This is a genomic window from Vreelandella rituensis (assembly GCF_003336665.1).
In the GTDB taxonomy this organism is placed as follows: domain Bacteria; phylum Pseudomonadota; class Gammaproteobacteria; order Pseudomonadales; family Halomonadaceae; genus Vreelandella; species Vreelandella rituensis.
In genome coordinates this window covers 1-15,734 of sequence record NZ_QPIJ01000046.1, presented here as the reverse complement: position 1 = coordinate 15,734, position 15,734 = coordinate 1, and the positions used below count along the sequence as shown (strand labels likewise).

The window sequence follows — 15,734 nt, the reverse complement described above, 5'->3', positions numbered from 1 at the left end:
CTTGCTGTTTGAGGCACAATAAAGGCCACCGACATTATCCATGTCGGTGGTCTTTTGTTAACTACTGGTTAGCTCGACCACGCCACAGGCTTTGCGCGGGCCGCCACCGCCATCCTTGGGCTCATTGGAATAGGTGTCGCCCTCTGCGTGAATCATCAGGCTGCGTCCCTGCATGTCGTCGAGGCTAAGCCGCGGAGCCAGTACCGGGTGCATGGCCTTGCCATCCTCGTTGACAGTCAGTACAGGAAGGTCGCCCCGATGCCCTTCGCCGTAAGGCCCTTCATGGCTACCGGTATTCTTGGGGTCATAGTGGCCACCGGCCTTTCCCGCGGCAATCGTTTCTCCATCATCGTTCTCGCCCGGTTCGCAGCTGGCATTCTGATGCACATGGAAGCCGTAGATGCCGGGAATTATTCCCGAAAGATCGGGTGTCAGAAGCAGCCCGTCTTCCCTTTCTTCGAGGGCGACGGTGCCAATCGACCTCTCGACGCCCTTTTTACTCACCCAGTGCATTTCGACTTCATGTTGCTCTTGAGCTTGAGCGTGGGTTGTCGCACCGACAAGCAGCAGAGAGACCGCGGCTCCCGAGAGAATTAAATGGCGCATCGTGCAGCTCCTTCATTCTGTTTGCATGAACACTCAGAACTCAGGCTAGACGCTTGACCCAAAGGCCGCCAATTCGCTTATCCATGCTTTGGCTTAGCGCAAATTATCGATCACGCGTAGCGGCGCTTTGGATTGATTCAGGGTATAGAAATGCAACCCCGGTGCCCCACCCTCCAGTAGGCGCTGACATAGGCGTGAAATCACCTCCGTGCCGAAATCACCAATCGCCTCGCTGTCATCGCCATAGGATTCGAGCTGCTTACGAATCCAGCGGGGAATTTCTGCTCCACAGGCATCGGAAAAACGCGCCAGCTTGGTGTAATTGGTGATCGGCATGATACCCGGCACGATAGGCTGTTCCACGCCCAGGGCACGCGCCTTGTCGACGAAATGGAAATAAGCGTCAGCGGTGAAGAAGTATTGGGTGATCGCCAGGTTAGCGCCGGCTTTCATCTTGCGCGCGAAATTTTCCACATCCTTGTTGAAGCTGGGTGCCTGGGGATGCGATTCCGGGTAAGCCGCCACGGCAATCTCGAAATGATCCCCGGTTTCCTCGCGGATGAATTCGACCAGTTCGTTGGCGTAGCGCAGCTCGCCGATACTGCCCATACCCGAAGGCATGTCACCGCGTAGCGCCACCAGGCTGTTGATGCCTTCCTCTCGATACTGCGCCAGCAACTCGCGCAACTCACCCTTGTCACTGCCGATACATGAAAGGTGGGGCGCCGTGGTAATTCCGCTGCGACCCACGTTACGTACCACCTCACGGGTACGTGCCTGGGTCGAGCCGCCGGCGCCGTAAGTCACCGAGAAAAAACGCGGGTTACGACTCGCCAGCACATCACATACTTGCATGAGCTTGTCGCGCCCGGCGTCGGTGCCTGGCGGAAAGAATTCAAAGCTGATACCCAAGGGGTGCTCTTGGCTGCTCATGCGTTTTTCCTCATCATCTAAAAGGTTATATGCGATTATTGGCGACATTCTCGCCTGTCCTGGCGCCATGAGCCAATGAAAGATTCCCGGCCGAAACTTCAATTTGATTCATGTTGTTTTCCGCCCTTGAGGAACCCCGATGTTTGCCTTGAACCCCGCCACCCTGACAGGTCCGCTATTGATGCTGCTGAGTTTCGTCGGGCTGGGGTGGCTCGCCGCCAGGCGTCTTGCTGTCGACCCGCGCCCCATCGCCACGCTGCTGATTTACCTGGTCGCCCCTTTGACCTTTTTTCGGGCCTTGATGCAGGGTGGCCCCACAGCCGATTATCTGCTGCTGACGCTCGCCCTGTTCGTGCTTTCCAGCTTGATTTCACTGGTTGTCCATCGGCTGGCCCAGCATTTTTTCGACGCCCCGGAAAGCGCTCTGCTAGCTTTTTCATCCGGCACCGGTAACACCGGTTATTTCGGGCTTCCGGTGGCCTTGATCGTGTTGCCAGCGGAAGGTGTCACGCTCTACCTGTTCTGCCTGCTGGGCATCACGCTTTATGAGTTTACCGTGGGCTTTTACATCAGTGCTCGTGGCCAGTTTTCAGTACGCCAAAGTTTGATCAAGATTTTGCGACTGCCCCTGATTTACGCTTTTCTGGCCGCGTTATTGCTTTCCAGTGCAGGACTTCGTCCACCCGACGCCGTGATGCAATCGCTGGATGTATTTCCCGCCACTTATACCCTATTGGGCATGATGATCATTGGCATGACCTTGAGCAGGGTCACGCTGGCCGCCTGGGATACCCGCCTAATACTCGCCTGTGTCGGCATAAGGTACCTGGTATGGCCACTGGCGACACTGGTGGCGGTATTGGCCTTGCAGCGGTGGCTGGAGATTTCACCCCCACTGGCTATGGCCTTTTTACTCCTGGGCGTGGTACCCATGGCCGCCAACGTAGTAGTGGTGGCCATGGAGTTGGGGATTCAGCCGCAAAAAGGCGCCCTTGCCGTGTTGGTTTCCACCTTGCTGGCGCCTTTTTTGATACCGCTTTATTTCGGCATCATGCTAACGCTGACCAGCCTCGGCTGACCTGAAACCGGCCACCCCTTCACGCTGCAAGCGTTGTGCCAGCCGCTGAATTTCCAGGTGGCCAAAAAATGCCTGCAAGGCCTCACTTCTGACTGAACCGACATCCGGGATAGCCTGCCACTGCGCCAATGTTCGCCCTTCGAGCACAGACCACTCTCCAGCGGTGCGGGTATCTATTCCAGGTGGCACGCCGAGTGCTGCCAACCACTGGTGAAACGGTTTTTCCCGTGCGGCCTGAAAGCTCCGACGTAGCTGAGAGGCTCTCACAGTCCCCACGCCGGATACCTTCCGAAGGCTTTCAACGTCCAGACTCATCCAGTCCAGCAAACCTTCCAACAACCCGGTATCCACCCTTAATCCGCAGGGTGCCCACACCGACCAAGGTGTGGGGTGAATGCGGTGCGGGGCGTCAGCCCCGCTGGTTTTGGATGTACTGTGCCACGACTTCCAGTGGTGCTCCGCCGCACGATCCCACGAAGTACGACCGGCTCCAAAGCACCGGCTTGGTGTAGGCGCCCCGCAGGTCGTTGAACTCCGCCCGCATCCGACGTGACGTTACCGCCTTCAAGGAGTTGACCAGCTTCGTGAGCTGCACCTTGGGGTTGTACTCGACCAGCAGATGCACATGATCACTGTCACCATTGCACTCACGAAGCTCGGCCTCGAAGTCAGCGCAAACTTCGCCAGCAATTTGCTGGAAGGCCTCATGGTGAAGCTCACCAAGAATCTTCCGACGGTACTTGGTCACGAACACGATGTGAGCGTGAAGCAGGTAGGCGCTGTATCGCGCCTTGTTGATCTTGTACATACTGAGTCTTGACCTATGCTTAATTAGCCGATTATAGTTACTCCTAAGTTACCACACACTGAGTTTGCCATGAAGGTCTTGAAAGCCTACCGATTCAAGCTGAAGCCAACACCGGAAGCAGAAGCGTTGCTCTACCGGATGGCGGGGTGTGGCCGGTTGGCGTACAACAAGTCCCTTGAGATAATGCTCGACATCGTCCGAAAAGAACTCGCGTTCGAGGGTGACCGCAAGTCGTTGTACAATGCCCTCAATGATCTACCCCCTAAGGAGCGCATCGCTCTGGCTAAGCGTTTCCCGAGCGCAGCGGGCCTGAATAAGCAACTGACGCAGTGGAAAAAAGAGCCGGAGCTTGCCTTCCTAAAGGAAGCCTATACCGACAACCTTCAGCAACGCCAGCGCGACCTGCGAGACAAGGCCATCAAGGAATGGTGCTCAGGAAAGCGAGGGTTCCCGGTTTTCAGGACCAAGCGCATCGCGCATCACTCGACCATGCGCTTCGTCAACTTCCCCAAGTATTGCACCCTCGATCATCGCCGCATCAAGCTGCCCAACAAGCTGGGCTGGGTGCGGATGTACCAGTCCCGCGTCATCGAAGGCGAGCCACGCAACGCGACGGTCTCACTCGATGCGTGTGGTAATTGGCACGTAGCTATCATGTGTGCAGTCGACGTCAAGCCGACCCGTACGCCTGATCAAGGCGCGGTCGGTATCGACATGGGGATTGCCAAGAACATGACGCTGAGTGACGGCATGTCATTCGCCGGGGTGCGTAGCTTCGCTGCCTTAAAGGACCAACTGGCGACTTCCCAGCGCAAACTGAAGCACAAGGAGCGCGGCTCCGCCAATTGGAAAAAACAGAAGCGCAAGATTGCGCGTATTCACCAGCGTATTGCCGATATACGGCGCGACTATCAACACAAGGCAACAACGACGATCTGCAATAACCACGCCATGGTCGCCGTCGAAGACCTCCGAGTCGCCAACATGTCGAAGTCTGCGAGGGGCACGGTTGCCCAACCGGGACGTAATGTCCGGCAAAAATCAGGGCTGAATCGCTCGATCCTCGACCAAGGTTGGTACGAGATTCGACGCCAGCTTGAGTACAAGATGGCATGGACCGGGGGCTTGTTTGTGGCGGTACCACCGCACCACACGAGCCAGACCTGCCCAGCCTGCTTCTACAAGTCGGCAGACAACCGCAAGACTCAGGCGAGTTTTCTTTGCACGCACTGCGGTTACGCCGAAAACGCTGATATCGTGGGAGCTATCAACGTGCTTCACCGAGGCCTCGACCTGCTCGAAGCCTCGAACCAGTAAGACCTGATCAGGGCGGGACGACGCCCGTAGCGCCTGTGAAGTGAGTGGTGCAGTAGGGCCGCCAGCAGCAGGAACCAGACCACCGGGCGACCAGTGGTCACCTGAAAGGGAATCCTCTTCCTGAGTCGCGCCAGCGCGAAGGAAGGGGAGGATGTCAACAAAGCTTGCCAGGTACCTTCCCCGATACCGCGCATGTCCAGTTGCTCTCCGAGCCAGGTAAGCCTGGCGACGAGCTGTGCTTGGCAACCTTCGACAAGGCGCAAACAGCTCAGAAGGTGATAGGCCTCGGCAGCCGGTACGCTCAGGGGTTCGCGTTCCTCTGTTTGCCAGACCACCTCGGCAAGCTGCGGAATAGTCAAACCCGCCAGATGAACCGCCACCTGGTCCCCGGCGCGCAGGTCCAGCGCCTGCCATTGCTCAAGAGAGCCCAGCGATACACGGCTGATTCGACGCCCTTCAAGGCGGATAGGATACAACCATACCAAGGGAGTGATACGGCCCGTACGCCCCACACGAAACTCAATCCCATGCACTTGCGCCAATGCCTGACGAGGCGGATATTTCCATGCCACTACCCATTCAGGTGGGCCTGATGACCAGCGTCGACCGGAGGGACGGCTTGATTGGCGCAGTACAACGCCATCGGTGGCAAAGGATAATAGCCCATTGAACCAGCGTTCCCGCCAGTTCCCGGCAGCCTCCCTGTCGTCAAGCGCATGGGTGTAATCGGCGGTATCGAAGCCCAGCAACGTCAGCGTTTCAAGTCGCTCCTCAATGGTGGCCGGGCCATCCGGCCAATCCCACACGAACAAGCCGATATTCGCCAGATCCTTGCCGGAAGGGGTTTGCTGGGCCATCACACCGGCCACTCGGCTGCGGGCCTCAAGCGTCTTGCTGCGCGATTGCACGTGCCTTTCCAAGCGCCAGTAGAGCTCGCCCTGGAGCACGGCATCTTCGGGTTCAGGCAATCGATTCGGCACGGCGGGGAGCGCCCGGGCACGCGCGGTCCAGTCCTGCCCATGCTCACCATCGCCCCGGCTGACCACCTGGACCAACACACCATCCACATAACGCAACGTGACTGCCACCCCATCCCAGGGCTATCGCAGTTGAGCGAACTGCTGAATGATAGCGAGTAGATAGTCGTCATCCCAACCGGCTGTCTTGCGTTTCCCCTTCTTGGAGCCTTTCGAGGGCTCTCGTTCGGTGGCGTTAAGTGCAAGTTTGCGCAAGAGAGCCAGATTTTCAGCGCCATGACCGCGACGCGTGCGGTTTTCATCTTCCTTGCACGTGACATCCAGCACCCAGTGCAGACTATTTTCAATGGCCCAATGCTGGCGAGTCACATCGATCATTCGCGCCGGTGACATGGTGTCACTCAGCAAGTAATACGCGGTTTCTTCTGTTGTTTTATTGACCAGTTCTCGACGCCGCGTAATGCGCCCAACCGCTCCCAGGCCGGGCCACTGATGGCCTTCCTGCAGCTAGTTCAGGTCTGACACGACGGTGGCCGAACGCGTTTCGATGCGCCCGTGGCCGCTATCCGCAACAACGGTTGTATCCGCCTCATGCTCCATCATGAAACGGATGTCATCGAAAAGCGTCTTCTGGTTTCCTTTGACGGCCAATACGTACTGGCCGTTAGCCTCTGTGATCTGCTTGGAGAGCGAACGTTAGCAATGCATCGCATCGGCCGTGATCGTCACATCCGTTAACGACAACCACTCGAGTATGTCGGGGACGGCCTGGATCTCGTTGGATTTCTCATCGACCAGAAGCTGTCCCAATACCAGGCGTTGCTCCACTGCCCAGACATTGACAAGACGTAGCGGTGATTGTCCATCGACATGGTCATAAGCGCGTCTAAGGGACTTACCATCCACGGCGGCGACGCCTTTCAGCTGCGCTGCAAAATCTGGCATGAACGTCAAAAACTGCTCATGAAAANCGTATCGTGACTTGGCGTTCCATGCGGCAGTGAGAGAAATCGACCGAGAAAATCAGCTTTCGAACGTGCGAACAGCGCCATATCGGAACAGTCCTCGGCGCCGCTGATGACGGCGCACAGGGTAATGAACAGGACGTCGTTTAATGGATAACGGGCATTGCTGCCTCTGGGATCAGGAAGGTTATCAAAGCATGATGTCTCGATAGGCATGATATCTCTCTGATGAAGCAAATGATGATGCCCTCAGGGTGATTGATCACGAGGCAATATGTCTAATCCATCTGCGATAGCCCTGCACCCCATCCACCTTGGGTTGAATCCATACGTCTTGCCGCCGACTCGTCCAGCGTCTCACGCCCGGTTCATCGGTTTTTGTCAGGCCGGTTTGCACCACTGAATGAGCGCTTTCCCCGAAGGCGTCGCGCTGTGGCTGATGCGCGACCGGCCTACCGAGACAATCTTGCCAGCCGGCCAGGCGCTCAAGCACTTGATCGTAAAGTTCATCGGCCACCAGGGAGGTGCCCTGTTGGTGATAGGCATGATCCCAGCGCTGGACTTGCTCGGCCAAGGCGTCGGCTTCCCGCAACAGGCGGGCTTGTGGCCAGTCTGGACAAGACATGGCGTCCGCCTGGGCCAGGCCCGCCCCAACGACGCTCCCCCCAACAATACCCATCCCAACGACGCTCATCCCACCGAAGGTCAGCCTGACAATACTTATCCTGACAATACTTAGCCAGATGGCTCTCATCCAGATGCACCATGGTGGGGCTATCCTTGGCGGCATGGGAATTCTCCTGAAAGCTTTCCTGAAGGGATCCCGTCAGCCTAACCAAATCAGCCATGAAAAACGCCCCCCGGCAAAGCCGTGGGGGCGTTTTCTTACAGCCGATACGGGCAATAACTTACAACGGTTACAAACCCGCCGCTTCGCGCAGAGCGCCAGCCTTATCAGTTTTTTCCCAAGGGAAGGCGGTAAAGGTTTCGACTTGCTGCTTGCCGTAATCATCGACCCAGACATAGCTGGATTCAAACGGCTCGCGACCGAAATGGCCGTAAGCCGAGGTCAGACGGTACATTGGATGCAGCAGATCCAACATCTTGGTAATCGCGAAGGGGCGCAGATCGAAATACTCCCGCACCAGCTCGACGATCTTGGCATCCTCGATCTTGCCAGTACCAAAAGTATCGATAGCCACCGAGGTCGGTTCCGCCACGCCAATGGCATAGGCCACCTGAATTTCGCACTTGTCGGCAAGGCCTGCGGCAACGATGTTCTTTGCCACATAGCGCCCGGCATAAGCCGCGCTACGGTCGACCTTGGACGGATCCTTGCCCGAAAAGGCCCCGCCGCCATGGCGCGCCATGCCACCGTAGGTGTCGACGATGATCTTGCGCCCGGTCAAGCCGCAGTCGCCCACCGGGCCGCCTATCACGAACTTGCCGGTGGGGTTGATGTGGTATTGGGTCTTTTCGTCGAGCCACTCCGCCGGTAACACATGCTCGATGATTTCACGCTTGACCATCTTGCGCAGGTCTTCCTGCTCGATATCCGGATCATGCTGAGTGGAAAGCACCACCGCATCGACGCCGCAGGGCTGGCCTTCGCCGTTGTAGCGGAAGGTGACCTGACTCTTGGCGTCTGGACGCAACCACGGCAGCATGCCGTGCTTACGCAGTTCCGCCTGGCGCTCGACCAACCGATGGGCATAGTGGATCGGAGCCGGCATTAATGTCTCGGTTTCGTTGCTGGCATAGCCAAACATCAAGCCTTGGTCGCCCGCGCCCTGATCTTCCGGCTTGGTACGATCCACGCCCTGGGCGATGTCCACGCTCTGCTTGCCGATCAAGTTTATCACCCCGCAAGTGCCGCCATCGAAGCCGACATCCGAAGAGGTATAACCGATATCGGTGATCACCTCCCGTACCAGCGCCTCAAGGTCCACCCAGGCGGTGGTGGTGATTTCACCGGCAATAATCGCCACACCGGTCTTTACCAAGGTTTCGCATGCCACGCGTGCCTGTTTATCGCGGGCAATGATGGCATCCAGCACCGCATCGGAAATCTGATCGGCGATCTTGTCCGGATGACCTTCGGAGACGGACTCGGACGTAAACAGGGAATATTCGCTCATCGCGCTCTCGACCCTCTGTATCTCGGCTGCAATTCGCGCAGCACCAGCAGGAAATCATGGCAGAACAAGCCTGCCTTCAAAGCAAAGCGGTACCCACCGCTTCGGGAGGCAGAGTCTACACGCTGTAGCCCCGGCTTCCCAGAATTTGCCGCCGCTTCCCAAGTCGGCGACAATAGCGCCTTTAATTTCGACTTCAGGCGAGGAGCACCCCATGCCATCCCGTTTCGAACTGGCCAATGCCATTCGCGCTCTATCCATGGATGCCGTCCAGAAGGCCAAATCCGGCCATCCTGGCGCCCCCATGGGCATGGCGGATATTGCCGAGGTGCTGTGGAATGATTTCCTCAAGCATAACCCCAGTGATCCGAACTGGGCCGATCGCGATCGTTTCGTGTTGTCCAACGGTCATGGTTCCATGCTGCTCTACTCGCTTTTGCATCTTACCGGCTACGAAGTGAGCTTGGAGCATCTGCAAAGCTTTCGTCAATTGCACTCGCCCACAGCCGGCCATCCGGAATACGGCTACGCCCCGGGGATCGAAACCACCACCGGGCCACTGGGCCAAGGCCTGGCCAATGCTGTGGGAATGGCGCTGGCTGAAAAGACCCTGGCGGCACAATTCAACCGCCCCGGGCATACCATCATCGATCACACCACCTGGTGCTTCGTGGGTGATGGCTGCTTGATGGAAGGTATCTCTCATGAAGTTGCGTCACTCGCCGGCACCCAAGAACTGGGCAAGCTGGTAGTGTTTTATGACGATAACGGCATTTCCATCGACGGTGAAGTCGAAGGCTGGTTCACCGATGATACCGCCAAGCGGTTCGACGCTTACGGCTGGCATGTGGTATCCAATGTCGACGGCCACAATCCGAACGAAATCAAGGCCGCGATCGAATTGGCCAAAAGCCATGACGACAAGCCCAGCCTGATTATCTGCAAGACCGTGATCGGTTTCGGCGCCCCCAACAAGCAGGGCAAGGAAGATGCCCACGGCGCACCGCTGGGCGAGGATGAAGTCGCCGCCGCGCGCAAGGAGCTCGACTGGCCCCATGCGCCGTTTCATATTCCCGAGCCCATCTATTCCGGCTGGGACGCTCGCACGAAAGGCAAGGCCCGTCAGGACGAGTGGAAATCACGCTTCGAGCGCTACAGCGCAGCGTTTCCTGAACAAGCCCGGGAGCTCAAGCGCCGCCTGAAGCGCCAGCTGCCGGCGGAGATCACCAGCGAAGCGCTGATCGAAAAGGCGCAGGAAAAAGGCGAAAGCATTGCTTCTCGCAAGGCCTCCTTCGCGGCACTCAACGCCCTGGGCCCACAAATGCCCGAACTGCTCGGCGGCAGTGCCGACCTCGCCCCTTCCAACTTGACCTTCTGGGACGGCGCCAAGGCGATTACCCCCCAGGATGCCAGTGGCAACTACCTGCATTACGGGGTACGTGAATTCGGCATGGGGGCGATCATGAACGGTATCGCCCTGCACGGCGGTTTCGTGCCTTACGGCGCCACCTTTCTGATCTTCATGGAATACATGCGCAACTCCCTGCGCATGGCGGCCTTGATGGGCCAGCAGGTGATCTACGTCTTCACTCACGACTCCATCGGTTTGGGGGAAGACGGCCCGACGCATCAGCCTGTCGAACAGCTGACCAGCCTGCGCACCACGCCGAATTTGTGCACATGGCGGCCTTGCGATGCGGTGGAAACCGCCGCCTCCTGGGATGCCGCGATCAAGCGCCATTCCGGCCCTACCGCTCTGGTGCTGTCGCGTCAGAACCTGCCGCACCAGGCGCGCACCAAAGAGCAGTTGGCCAATATCCAGCGCGGGGCTTATGTGCTGAAAGACAGTTCCGGCACGCCGGCACTGATTCTGATCGCCACCGGTTCGGAAGTTTCCCTGGCCATGGAGGCCGCCGCCGAGCTGGAAGCCCAGGGCAAGGCCGTACGTGTGGTCTCCATGCCGTCCGCCTATCGCTTCAACGGACAGAGTGCCGATTACCGCGAAAGCGTACTGCCGCCAAGCGTGACCAAGCGAATCGCCATCGAGGCTGGACATGCCGACTACTGGTACAAGTATGTGGGCCTGGAAGGCCGGGTGATCGGCATGACCACCTACGGCGAGTCTGCGCCGGCCGGCGATCTGTTCAAGCACTTCGGCTTCACGGTGGAAAATATCGTCACCCAAGCCAACGAATTGCTCGGGTAATAAGCCATGCCTGCCGTAGGCGGTTTTCTGTGGTTGGTGGGCTTCTGGCTGGTCGGTGAAACAGTGGTTACGCTCACCGGCCTGCCGGTCTCCGCCGGAGTGGTGGGCATGTTGCTGCTCAGCGCTACGCTGATGGTGCGTGGCGGGGTACCGGAAAGCCTGGCCGCTGCCGCCCAGCCGCTGATCGCCTTGCTGGCCATGCTGATCATGCCGGGCGTGGTGGGGGTGTTCTTCATCCTCGATGAAATGGCCGGTTACTGGACGGCCATCCTCTCTGCCTTGATTCTCGGCACCTTGCTGAGTGTCGCCACCACCCTGTGGCTGATGCAGCACTTGATGCAGGGTTACCATGCCCCAGATTGAATCACTCCGTGACACGCTACTGGCCACGCCGTTATTTGCCGTGGCGCTTACCTTAACCGCCTATCTATTGGGCATGGGGTTATTTCGCCGCCTCGGCCAACCTACCTGGCTACCCGCCATACTCATCGCCGCCGTATTCCTGGCGGCTCTCTTGGCTCTGAGCGGCATTCCCTACCCGGAGTACCGGGAAGGTGCCAACTGGCTGACGATACTGCTCGGCCCGGCCACGGTGGCACTGGGCATGCCGCTCTATCAACAATTGCCCCGCATACGCGAGTTATGGCGTCCGTTAGTGGTCAGCTTACCGCTGGCCGCTAGCCTGGCGGTACTTTACGCCTTGGGCATTGCCTGGCTGATGGGAGCCTCACAGCCGATTCTTGCCTCACTGGCGGCAAAGTCGGTCACCGCACCCATCGCCATCGGCATTACCCAACAGCTAGGCGGCTCCATTGCCTTGCTGATGGGAGGCTTGCTGGTAACCGGTGTGGCGGCCATCGCTTTCGTCAGCCTGCTGGCACGCTGGATGAAGATCAAGGATGAACGCATCATCGGCTTTGCCTTGGGACTCAACGGCCATGCGATCGGTACGGTACGCGCCTTTGAGATCAGCCCCACCGCAGGGGCATTCGCCTCGTTGGGGATGAGCCTGACGGGTATCTTCACGGCTCTGCTGCTGCCGTTGGCCTGGCGGCTGGTAGGCGTTATCGGCATGAGCGTAACTAGCTGAAATACGCTATCATCGGCACCCGCTTACGTTAATTCATTTTATTGCTATTCAGAGCGTCAGCCCTTTCATGGCTTACTCCCCTTCGGTATTTCGCATCGCAATCAATGGCTATGGCCGTATTGGTCAGTGCGTACTCCGCGCATTGGTGGAGCTGGGTGACACGGATATTGAAGTCGTTGCCATCAACGAGCTTTCCGACCTGGCCACCATCACTTATCTGACCCGCTACGATACGACTCACGGCCGCTTTCCCGGCCACGTCGAAAGTCGTGATGGGGACTTGATCGTCAATGGTCGTCCGATTCGCGTACTCTGCGAACCCGACCCTGAGCGCCTGCCTTGGAAAGCACTCGACATCGACCTGGTACTGGAATGTTCGGGTAGCTTCAAGGATCGCCATACCGCCGAAAAGCATATCGAAGCCGGCGCCAAGCAATTACTGTTTTCCCAACCGGCGGAAAGCGATGTCGACGCGACCATCGTACGCGGCATCAACGACCACAGCCTGTCGCGCTCGCAACGCATCCTGTCGGCGGCTTCCTGTACCACCAACTGCCTGATTCCGGTATTGACGGTGCTCGATGAAGCGTTGGGACTAGCCCATGGGGTCACCACTACCATTCATTCAGCAATGAACGACCAGCCAGTGATCGATGCCTATCACCAGACCGACCTGCGCCTGACACGCTCGGCCATGCATTCGATCGTCCCGGTGGATACCAACCTGGCGCTTGGCATCAACCGGTTGATGCCTCACCTGGCGGGGCGTTTCGAATGCTTGCACATGCGTGTACCGACCATCAATGTCTCGGCCATGGACATGTCGCTTTGCGTGAATCGCCAGACATCGGCTAGCGAAGTCAACGCTCTGTTGCGCCAAGCCAGCCGTGAGCGGCTTGTCGGGGTGCTGGGCTATACCGAAGAGCCCATGGCGTCGAGCGATTTCAACCACGACCCACGCTCAGGTATCGTGGACGCCACCCAGACAAGGGTTGCCGGGGGGCAATTGGTAAAACTGCTCTGCTGGTTCGACAATGAATGGGGGTTCGCCAATCGCATGCTCGATATCGGTCGCCAGTTGGCCAAGCTTCCGCCCACTTATTAACGTTTTCGGCAGCGTTATTTTAAAGCTTTGACAACATGAGGAACTCGCTCACATGAATGTGCACAAGATGACCGACCTGCCCCTCGCGGGCCAGCGCGTATTGATCCGCGAGGATCTCAACGTACCGGTCAAGCATGGCAGTGTCAGCAGCGATGCTCGCTTGCGCGCTGCACTGTCTACTATCCAGGCGGCGACGGCCGCCGGGGCCAAAGTCATGTTGATGAGTCACCTTGGCCGTCCTACCGAAGGCGAGCCTGCGGAGGAGTTTTCCCTGGCCCCGGTCGCCGAACGTCTCGGTGAGCTTCTCGGCCGCCCGGTGACCCTGATCAAGGAGTATCTGGACGTCGCTCTGGATCTGGCTGACGGTGAGGTGGTACTGCTTGAAAACGTGCGCTTCAACGAGGGCGAAAAGAAAGACGACGAAATGCTTTCCAAGCAGTACGCCGCTCTGTGTGACATCTTCGTGATGGACGCCTTCGGCACCGCCCACCGTGCCCAGGCGTCCACTCACGGCGTGGCACGTTTTGCGCCGAAAGCCTGTGCAGGCCCCTTGCTTGCCGGTGAACTGAATGCGCTGGAAAAGGCATTGGCGACCCCAGCACGCCCGATGATTGCGATTGTCGGTGGCGCCAAGGTATCGACTAAGCTGGAAGTGCTCAGCGCACTTTCCGAGACCTGCGATCAGTTGATCGTCGGCGGAGGCATCGCCAATACTTTCATCGCGGCCGCCGGTTACAACGTAGGCAAGTCGCTGCATGAGGCCGATCTGATCGGCCAGGCCAAGGACTTGATGGCCAGGGTCGACATCCCGCTACCCAGCGATGTGGTCGTGGCCACGGAGTTTTCCGAGCAGGCCGAAGCGGTGATCAAACCGGTTGACCAGGTAAGCGATAATGAAATGATCCTAGATATCGGCCCCGAGACCGCCGCTCGTCTGGCCGCCATGCTCAAGGATGCGGGGACGATTCTTTGGAACGGCCCGGTGGGCGTGTTCGAGATCGACCAGTTTGGCAAGGGAACGGAAATCATCGCCCGTGCTATCGCCGAGAGCCCGGCATTTTCCATCGCCGGTGGTGGCGACACCTTGGCAGCCATCGATAAATACGCAATTGCTGACCAGGTTTCATATATTTCCACTGGCGGCGGCGCTTTTCTTGAATACGTGGAAGGCAAGCAACTTCCTGCCGTCGCCGCGCTCGAAGCGGCAGCGGCATCTTAATTCAATACGTTAATCACTCATTTTTGCAAAAGGTAACACCATGGCACTGATCAGCATGCGCCAAATGCTCGACCACGCCGCTGAACGCGGTTATGGCATCCCGGCTTTCAACGTCAACAATCTGGAACAGATGCGCGCCATCATGGAAGCCGCCGACGCCACCGATTCGCCGGTAATCATCCAGGCCTCCGCCGGGGCCCGCAAATACGCCGGCGCCCCCTTTCTGCGCCATCTGATTCTTGCTGCCGTGGAAGAGTTCCCGCATATTCCCGTGGCCATGCACCAGGATCACGGCACCAGCCCCGCTATATGTCAGCGTTCCATCCAATTGGGCTTTTCTTCGGTGATGATGGACGGCTCCTTGGGTGAAGATGGCAAAACGCCGATGGATTACGCCTACAACGTCGACGTTACCCGCCGCACCGTGGAAATGGCCCATGCTTGCGGCGTTTCCGTGGAAGGCGAACTGGGTTGTCTGGGCAGCTTGGAAACCGGCATGGCCGGCGAAGAAGACGGCATCGGTGCCGAAGGCCAACTGTCTCATGAGCAGATGCTCACCGACCCGGAAGAAGCCGCCGATTTCGTCAAGGCCACCCATGTGGATGCCCTGGCTATTGCCATCGGTACCAGCCACGGCGCTTACAAGTTCACCCAGCCGCCCACCGGCGATACGCTCTCGATTCAGCGTATCAAGGAGATCCACGCCCGCATTCCGGATACCCATCTGGTCATGCACGGTTCTTCCTCGGTACCCCAGGAGTGGCTGGAGGTGATCAACCAGTACGGCGGCGAGATTCCCGAAACCTATGGGGTACCCGTTTCGGAAATCGTTGAAGGCATCAAGCACGGGGTTCGCAAGGTCAATATTGATACTGATCTGCGCCTGGCATCCACTGGAGCGGTTCGCCGTTTTCTGGCTCAGAACCCCTCAGAATTCGATCCGCGAAAATTTCTCAAGGCAACCGTCGGCGCCATGCGCGACATCTGTGTCGCTCGCTATGAAGCCTTCGGCACTGCAGGCAATGCCAGCCGCATCAAGCCAATCACGCTTGAAGAAATGTCCATGCGTTATGAGCGTGGCGAGCTGAACCCCAAGGTAAGATAATCACGGCTAATATTATACGGGCGGTCCCTAGAGGCCGCCTTTCTTGTTTTTGGATAATGCTGGAAACGCACTAGGGCCTGTTGACCTTTCACATGGGTAGCCATAAAAAACCGCAGGCCAAGGCCACCATGCTTTCGTAGTTTCGTTTGAGTTTGTCATACCGCATCGCTATCGCGCGATACGGCTTCAA

At 58.1% G+C, this 15,734-nt stretch carries 18 protein-coding genes and 1 pseudogene; 8 read left to right on the top strand and 11 right to left on the bottom strand.

All coding sequences use genetic code 11. The annotated features are described in order from the left end of the window. Positions 1-57 precede the first annotated feature (57 nt). Positions 58-606, bottom strand: a complete 549-nt coding sequence (gene sodC / locus DU506_RS16070; protein WP_114487910.1) for a superoxide dismutase family protein — start codon at positions 604-606, stop codon at positions 58-60. A gap of 93 nt (positions 607-699) precedes the next feature. Further along, the gene (gene metF / locus DU506_RS16065; RefSeq protein WP_114487909.1) at positions 700-1,539 is read right to left on the bottom strand and encodes a methylenetetrahydrofolate reductase [NAD(P)H]; all 840 of its coding nucleotides are present in this window, start codon (positions 1,537-1,539) and stop codon (positions 700-702) included. Between the two features lie 139 nt (positions 1,540-1,678). Between metF and DU506_RS16060 the strand changes: the two genes are divergently transcribed. Continuing rightward, positions 1,679-2,617 (top strand): AEC family transporter, encoded by a 939-nt coding sequence (locus tag DU506_RS16060; RefSeq protein ID WP_114487908.1) that lies wholly within the window; start codon positions 1,679-1,681, stop codon positions 2,615-2,617. Here DU506_RS16060 and DU506_RS21465 read toward each other — a convergent pair. Continuing rightward, entirely contained in the window at positions 2,594-2,968 is a 375-nt protein-coding gene (locus DU506_RS21465; RefSeq protein ID WP_147273766.1) for a hypothetical protein, read from the bottom strand. The two genes, DU506_RS16060 and DU506_RS21465, sit on opposite strands and share 24 nt — an antisense overlap. 58 nt (positions 2,969-3,026) lie before the next feature. Further along, the gene (gene tnpA / locus DU506_RS16055) at positions 3,027-3,425 is read right to left on the bottom strand and encodes an IS200/IS605 family transposase (RefSeq protein ID WP_114487907.1); all 399 of its coding nucleotides are present in this window, start codon (positions 3,423-3,425) and stop codon (positions 3,027-3,029) included. Positions 3,426-3,494: 69 nt separating this feature from the next. Between tnpA and DU506_RS16050 the strand changes: the two genes are divergently transcribed. Continuing rightward, the gene (locus tag DU506_RS16050; protein ID WP_114487906.1) at positions 3,495-4,742 is read left to right on the top strand and encodes an RNA-guided endonuclease InsQ/TnpB family protein; all 1,248 of its coding nucleotides are present in this window, start codon (positions 3,495-3,497) and stop codon (positions 4,740-4,742) included. Here the strand turns inward: DU506_RS16050 and DU506_RS16045 are convergent. From DU506_RS16045 to metK, 6 genes are all read right to left on the bottom strand, one after another. After that, entirely contained in the window at positions 4,703-5,830 is a 1,128-nt protein-coding gene (locus tag DU506_RS16045) for a hypothetical protein (RefSeq protein WP_114487905.1), read from the bottom strand. The genes DU506_RS16050 and DU506_RS16045 overlap by 40 nt on opposite strands. A gap of 12 nt (positions 5,831-5,842) precedes the next feature. Next, on the bottom strand, positions 5,843-6,226 hold the full coding sequence (locus DU506_RS16040; protein WP_114487904.1) for an ISAs1 family transposase: 384 nt from the start codon (positions 6,224-6,226) through the stop codon (positions 5,843-5,845). Positions 6,227-6,415: 189 nt separating this feature from the next. Next, positions 6,416-6,664: an ISAs1 family transposase gene (locus tag DU506_RS16035; RefSeq protein ID WP_147273765.1), complete on the bottom strand. Its 249-nt coding sequence runs from the start codon at positions 6,662-6,664 to the stop codon at positions 6,416-6,418. 5 nt (positions 6,665-6,669) lie between these two features. Then, positions 6,670-6,900 carry a transposase family protein gene (locus DU506_RS16030; protein WP_114487902.1) on the bottom strand — a complete coding sequence of 77 codons (231 nt, stop codon included), beginning with the start codon at positions 6,898-6,900 and terminating at the stop codon, positions 6,670-6,672. A gap of 46 nt (positions 6,901-6,946) precedes the next feature. Next, positions 6,947-7,309, bottom strand: a complete 363-nt coding sequence (locus DU506_RS16025) for a hypothetical protein (protein ID WP_114487901.1) — start codon at positions 7,307-7,309, stop codon at positions 6,947-6,949. Positions 7,310-7,601: 292 nt separating this feature from the next. Next, the gene (gene metK / locus DU506_RS16020; RefSeq protein ID WP_114487900.1) at positions 7,602-8,822 is read right to left on the bottom strand and encodes a methionine adenosyltransferase; all 1,221 of its coding nucleotides are present in this window, start codon (positions 8,820-8,822) and stop codon (positions 7,602-7,604) included. A gap of 211 nt (positions 8,823-9,033) precedes the next feature. On the opposite strand from metK, the gene tkt reads away from it, so the two are divergent. The 6 genes from tkt (at position 9,034) to fba (ending at position 15,544) form a co-directional block, all read left to right on the top strand. Next, positions 9,034-11,025: a transketolase gene (gene tkt / locus DU506_RS16015; protein ID WP_114487899.1), complete on the top strand. Its 1,992-nt coding sequence runs from the start codon at positions 9,034-9,036 to the stop codon at positions 11,023-11,025. A gap of 6 nt (positions 11,026-11,031) precedes the next feature. Continuing rightward, positions 11,032-11,388: a CidA/LrgA family protein gene (locus tag DU506_RS16010; RefSeq protein WP_114487898.1), complete on the top strand. Its 357-nt coding sequence runs from the start codon at positions 11,032-11,034 to the stop codon at positions 11,386-11,388. Beyond that, positions 11,375-12,115: an LrgB family protein gene (locus tag DU506_RS16005; protein WP_114487897.1), complete on the top strand. Its 741-nt coding sequence runs from the start codon at positions 11,375-11,377 to the stop codon at positions 12,113-12,115. The genes DU506_RS16010 and DU506_RS16005 overlap by 14 nt, the downstream gene beginning before the upstream one ends. 67 nt (positions 12,116-12,182) lie before the next feature. Continuing rightward, entirely contained in the window at positions 12,183-13,220 is a 1,038-nt protein-coding gene (locus tag DU506_RS16000; RefSeq protein ID WP_114487896.1) for a type I glyceraldehyde-3-phosphate dehydrogenase, read from the top strand. A gap of 52 nt (positions 13,221-13,272) precedes the next feature. Next, the gene (locus DU506_RS15995; protein ID WP_114487895.1) at positions 13,273-14,439 is read left to right on the top strand and encodes a phosphoglycerate kinase; all 1,167 of its coding nucleotides are present in this window, start codon (positions 13,273-13,275) and stop codon (positions 14,437-14,439) included. A 40-nt stretch (positions 14,440-14,479) separates the two neighbouring features. Continuing rightward, the gene (gene fba, locus DU506_RS15990; protein WP_114487894.1) at positions 14,480-15,544 is read left to right on the top strand and encodes a class II fructose-bisphosphate aldolase; all 1,065 of its coding nucleotides are present in this window, start codon (positions 14,480-14,482) and stop codon (positions 15,542-15,544) included. A gap of 88 nt (positions 15,545-15,632) precedes the next feature. On the opposite strand, the pseudogene DU506_RS15985 reads toward fba, so the two are convergent. Beyond that, positions 15,633-15,734: pseudogene (locus tag DU506_RS15985) on the bottom strand (IS5/IS1182 family transposase); the annotation flags it as partial.

What these genes read in the sequence shown, in the direction of transcription:
- sodC (WP_114487910.1), bottom strand. Translation starts at nt 606, where the DNA reads ATGCGCCATTTAATTCTCTCGGGAGCCGCGGTCTCTCTGCTGCTTGTC.
- metF (WP_114487909.1), bottom strand. Translation starts at nt 1,539, where the DNA reads ATGAGCAGCCAAGAGCACCCCTTGGGTATCAGCTTTGAATTCTTTCCG.
- DU506_RS16060 (WP_114487908.1), top strand. Translation starts at nt 1,679, where the DNA reads ATGTTTGCCTTGAACCCCGCCACCCTGACAGGTCCGCTATTGATGCTG.
- tnpA (WP_114487907.1), bottom strand. Translation starts at nt 3,425, where the DNA reads ATGTACAAGATCAACAAGGCGCGATACAGCGCCTACCTGCTTCACGCT.
- DU506_RS16050 (WP_114487906.1), top strand. Translation starts at nt 3,495, where the DNA reads ATGAAGGTCTTGAAAGCCTACCGATTCAAGCTGAAGCCAACACCGGAA.
- DU506_RS16035 (WP_147273765.1), bottom strand. Translation starts at nt 6,664, where the DNA reads ATGCCAGATTTTGCAGCGCAGCTGAAAGGCGTCGCCGCCGTGGATGGT.
- DU506_RS16025 (WP_114487901.1), bottom strand. Translation starts at nt 7,309, where the DNA reads ATGTCTTGTCCAGACTGGCCACAAGCCCGCCTGTTGCGGGAAGCCGAC.
- metK (WP_114487900.1), bottom strand. Translation starts at nt 8,822, where the DNA reads ATGAGCGAATATTCCCTGTTTACGTCCGAGTCCGTCTCCGAAGGTCAT.
- tkt (WP_114487899.1), top strand. Translation starts at nt 9,034, where the DNA reads ATGCCATCCCGTTTCGAACTGGCCAATGCCATTCGCGCTCTATCCATG.
- DU506_RS16010 (WP_114487898.1), top strand. Translation starts at nt 11,032, where the DNA reads ATGCCTGCCGTAGGCGGTTTTCTGTGGTTGGTGGGCTTCTGGCTGGTC.
- DU506_RS16005 (WP_114487897.1), top strand. Translation starts at nt 11,375, where the DNA reads ATGCCCCAGATTGAATCACTCCGTGACACGCTACTGGCCACGCCGTTA.
- DU506_RS16000 (WP_114487896.1), top strand. Translation starts at nt 12,183, where the DNA reads ATGGCTTACTCCCCTTCGGTATTTCGCATCGCAATCAATGGCTATGGC.
- DU506_RS15995 (WP_114487895.1), top strand. Translation starts at nt 13,273, where the DNA reads ATGAATGTGCACAAGATGACCGACCTGCCCCTCGCGGGCCAGCGCGTA.
- fba (WP_114487894.1), top strand. Translation starts at nt 14,480, where the DNA reads ATGGCACTGATCAGCATGCGCCAAATGCTCGACCACGCCGCTGAACGC.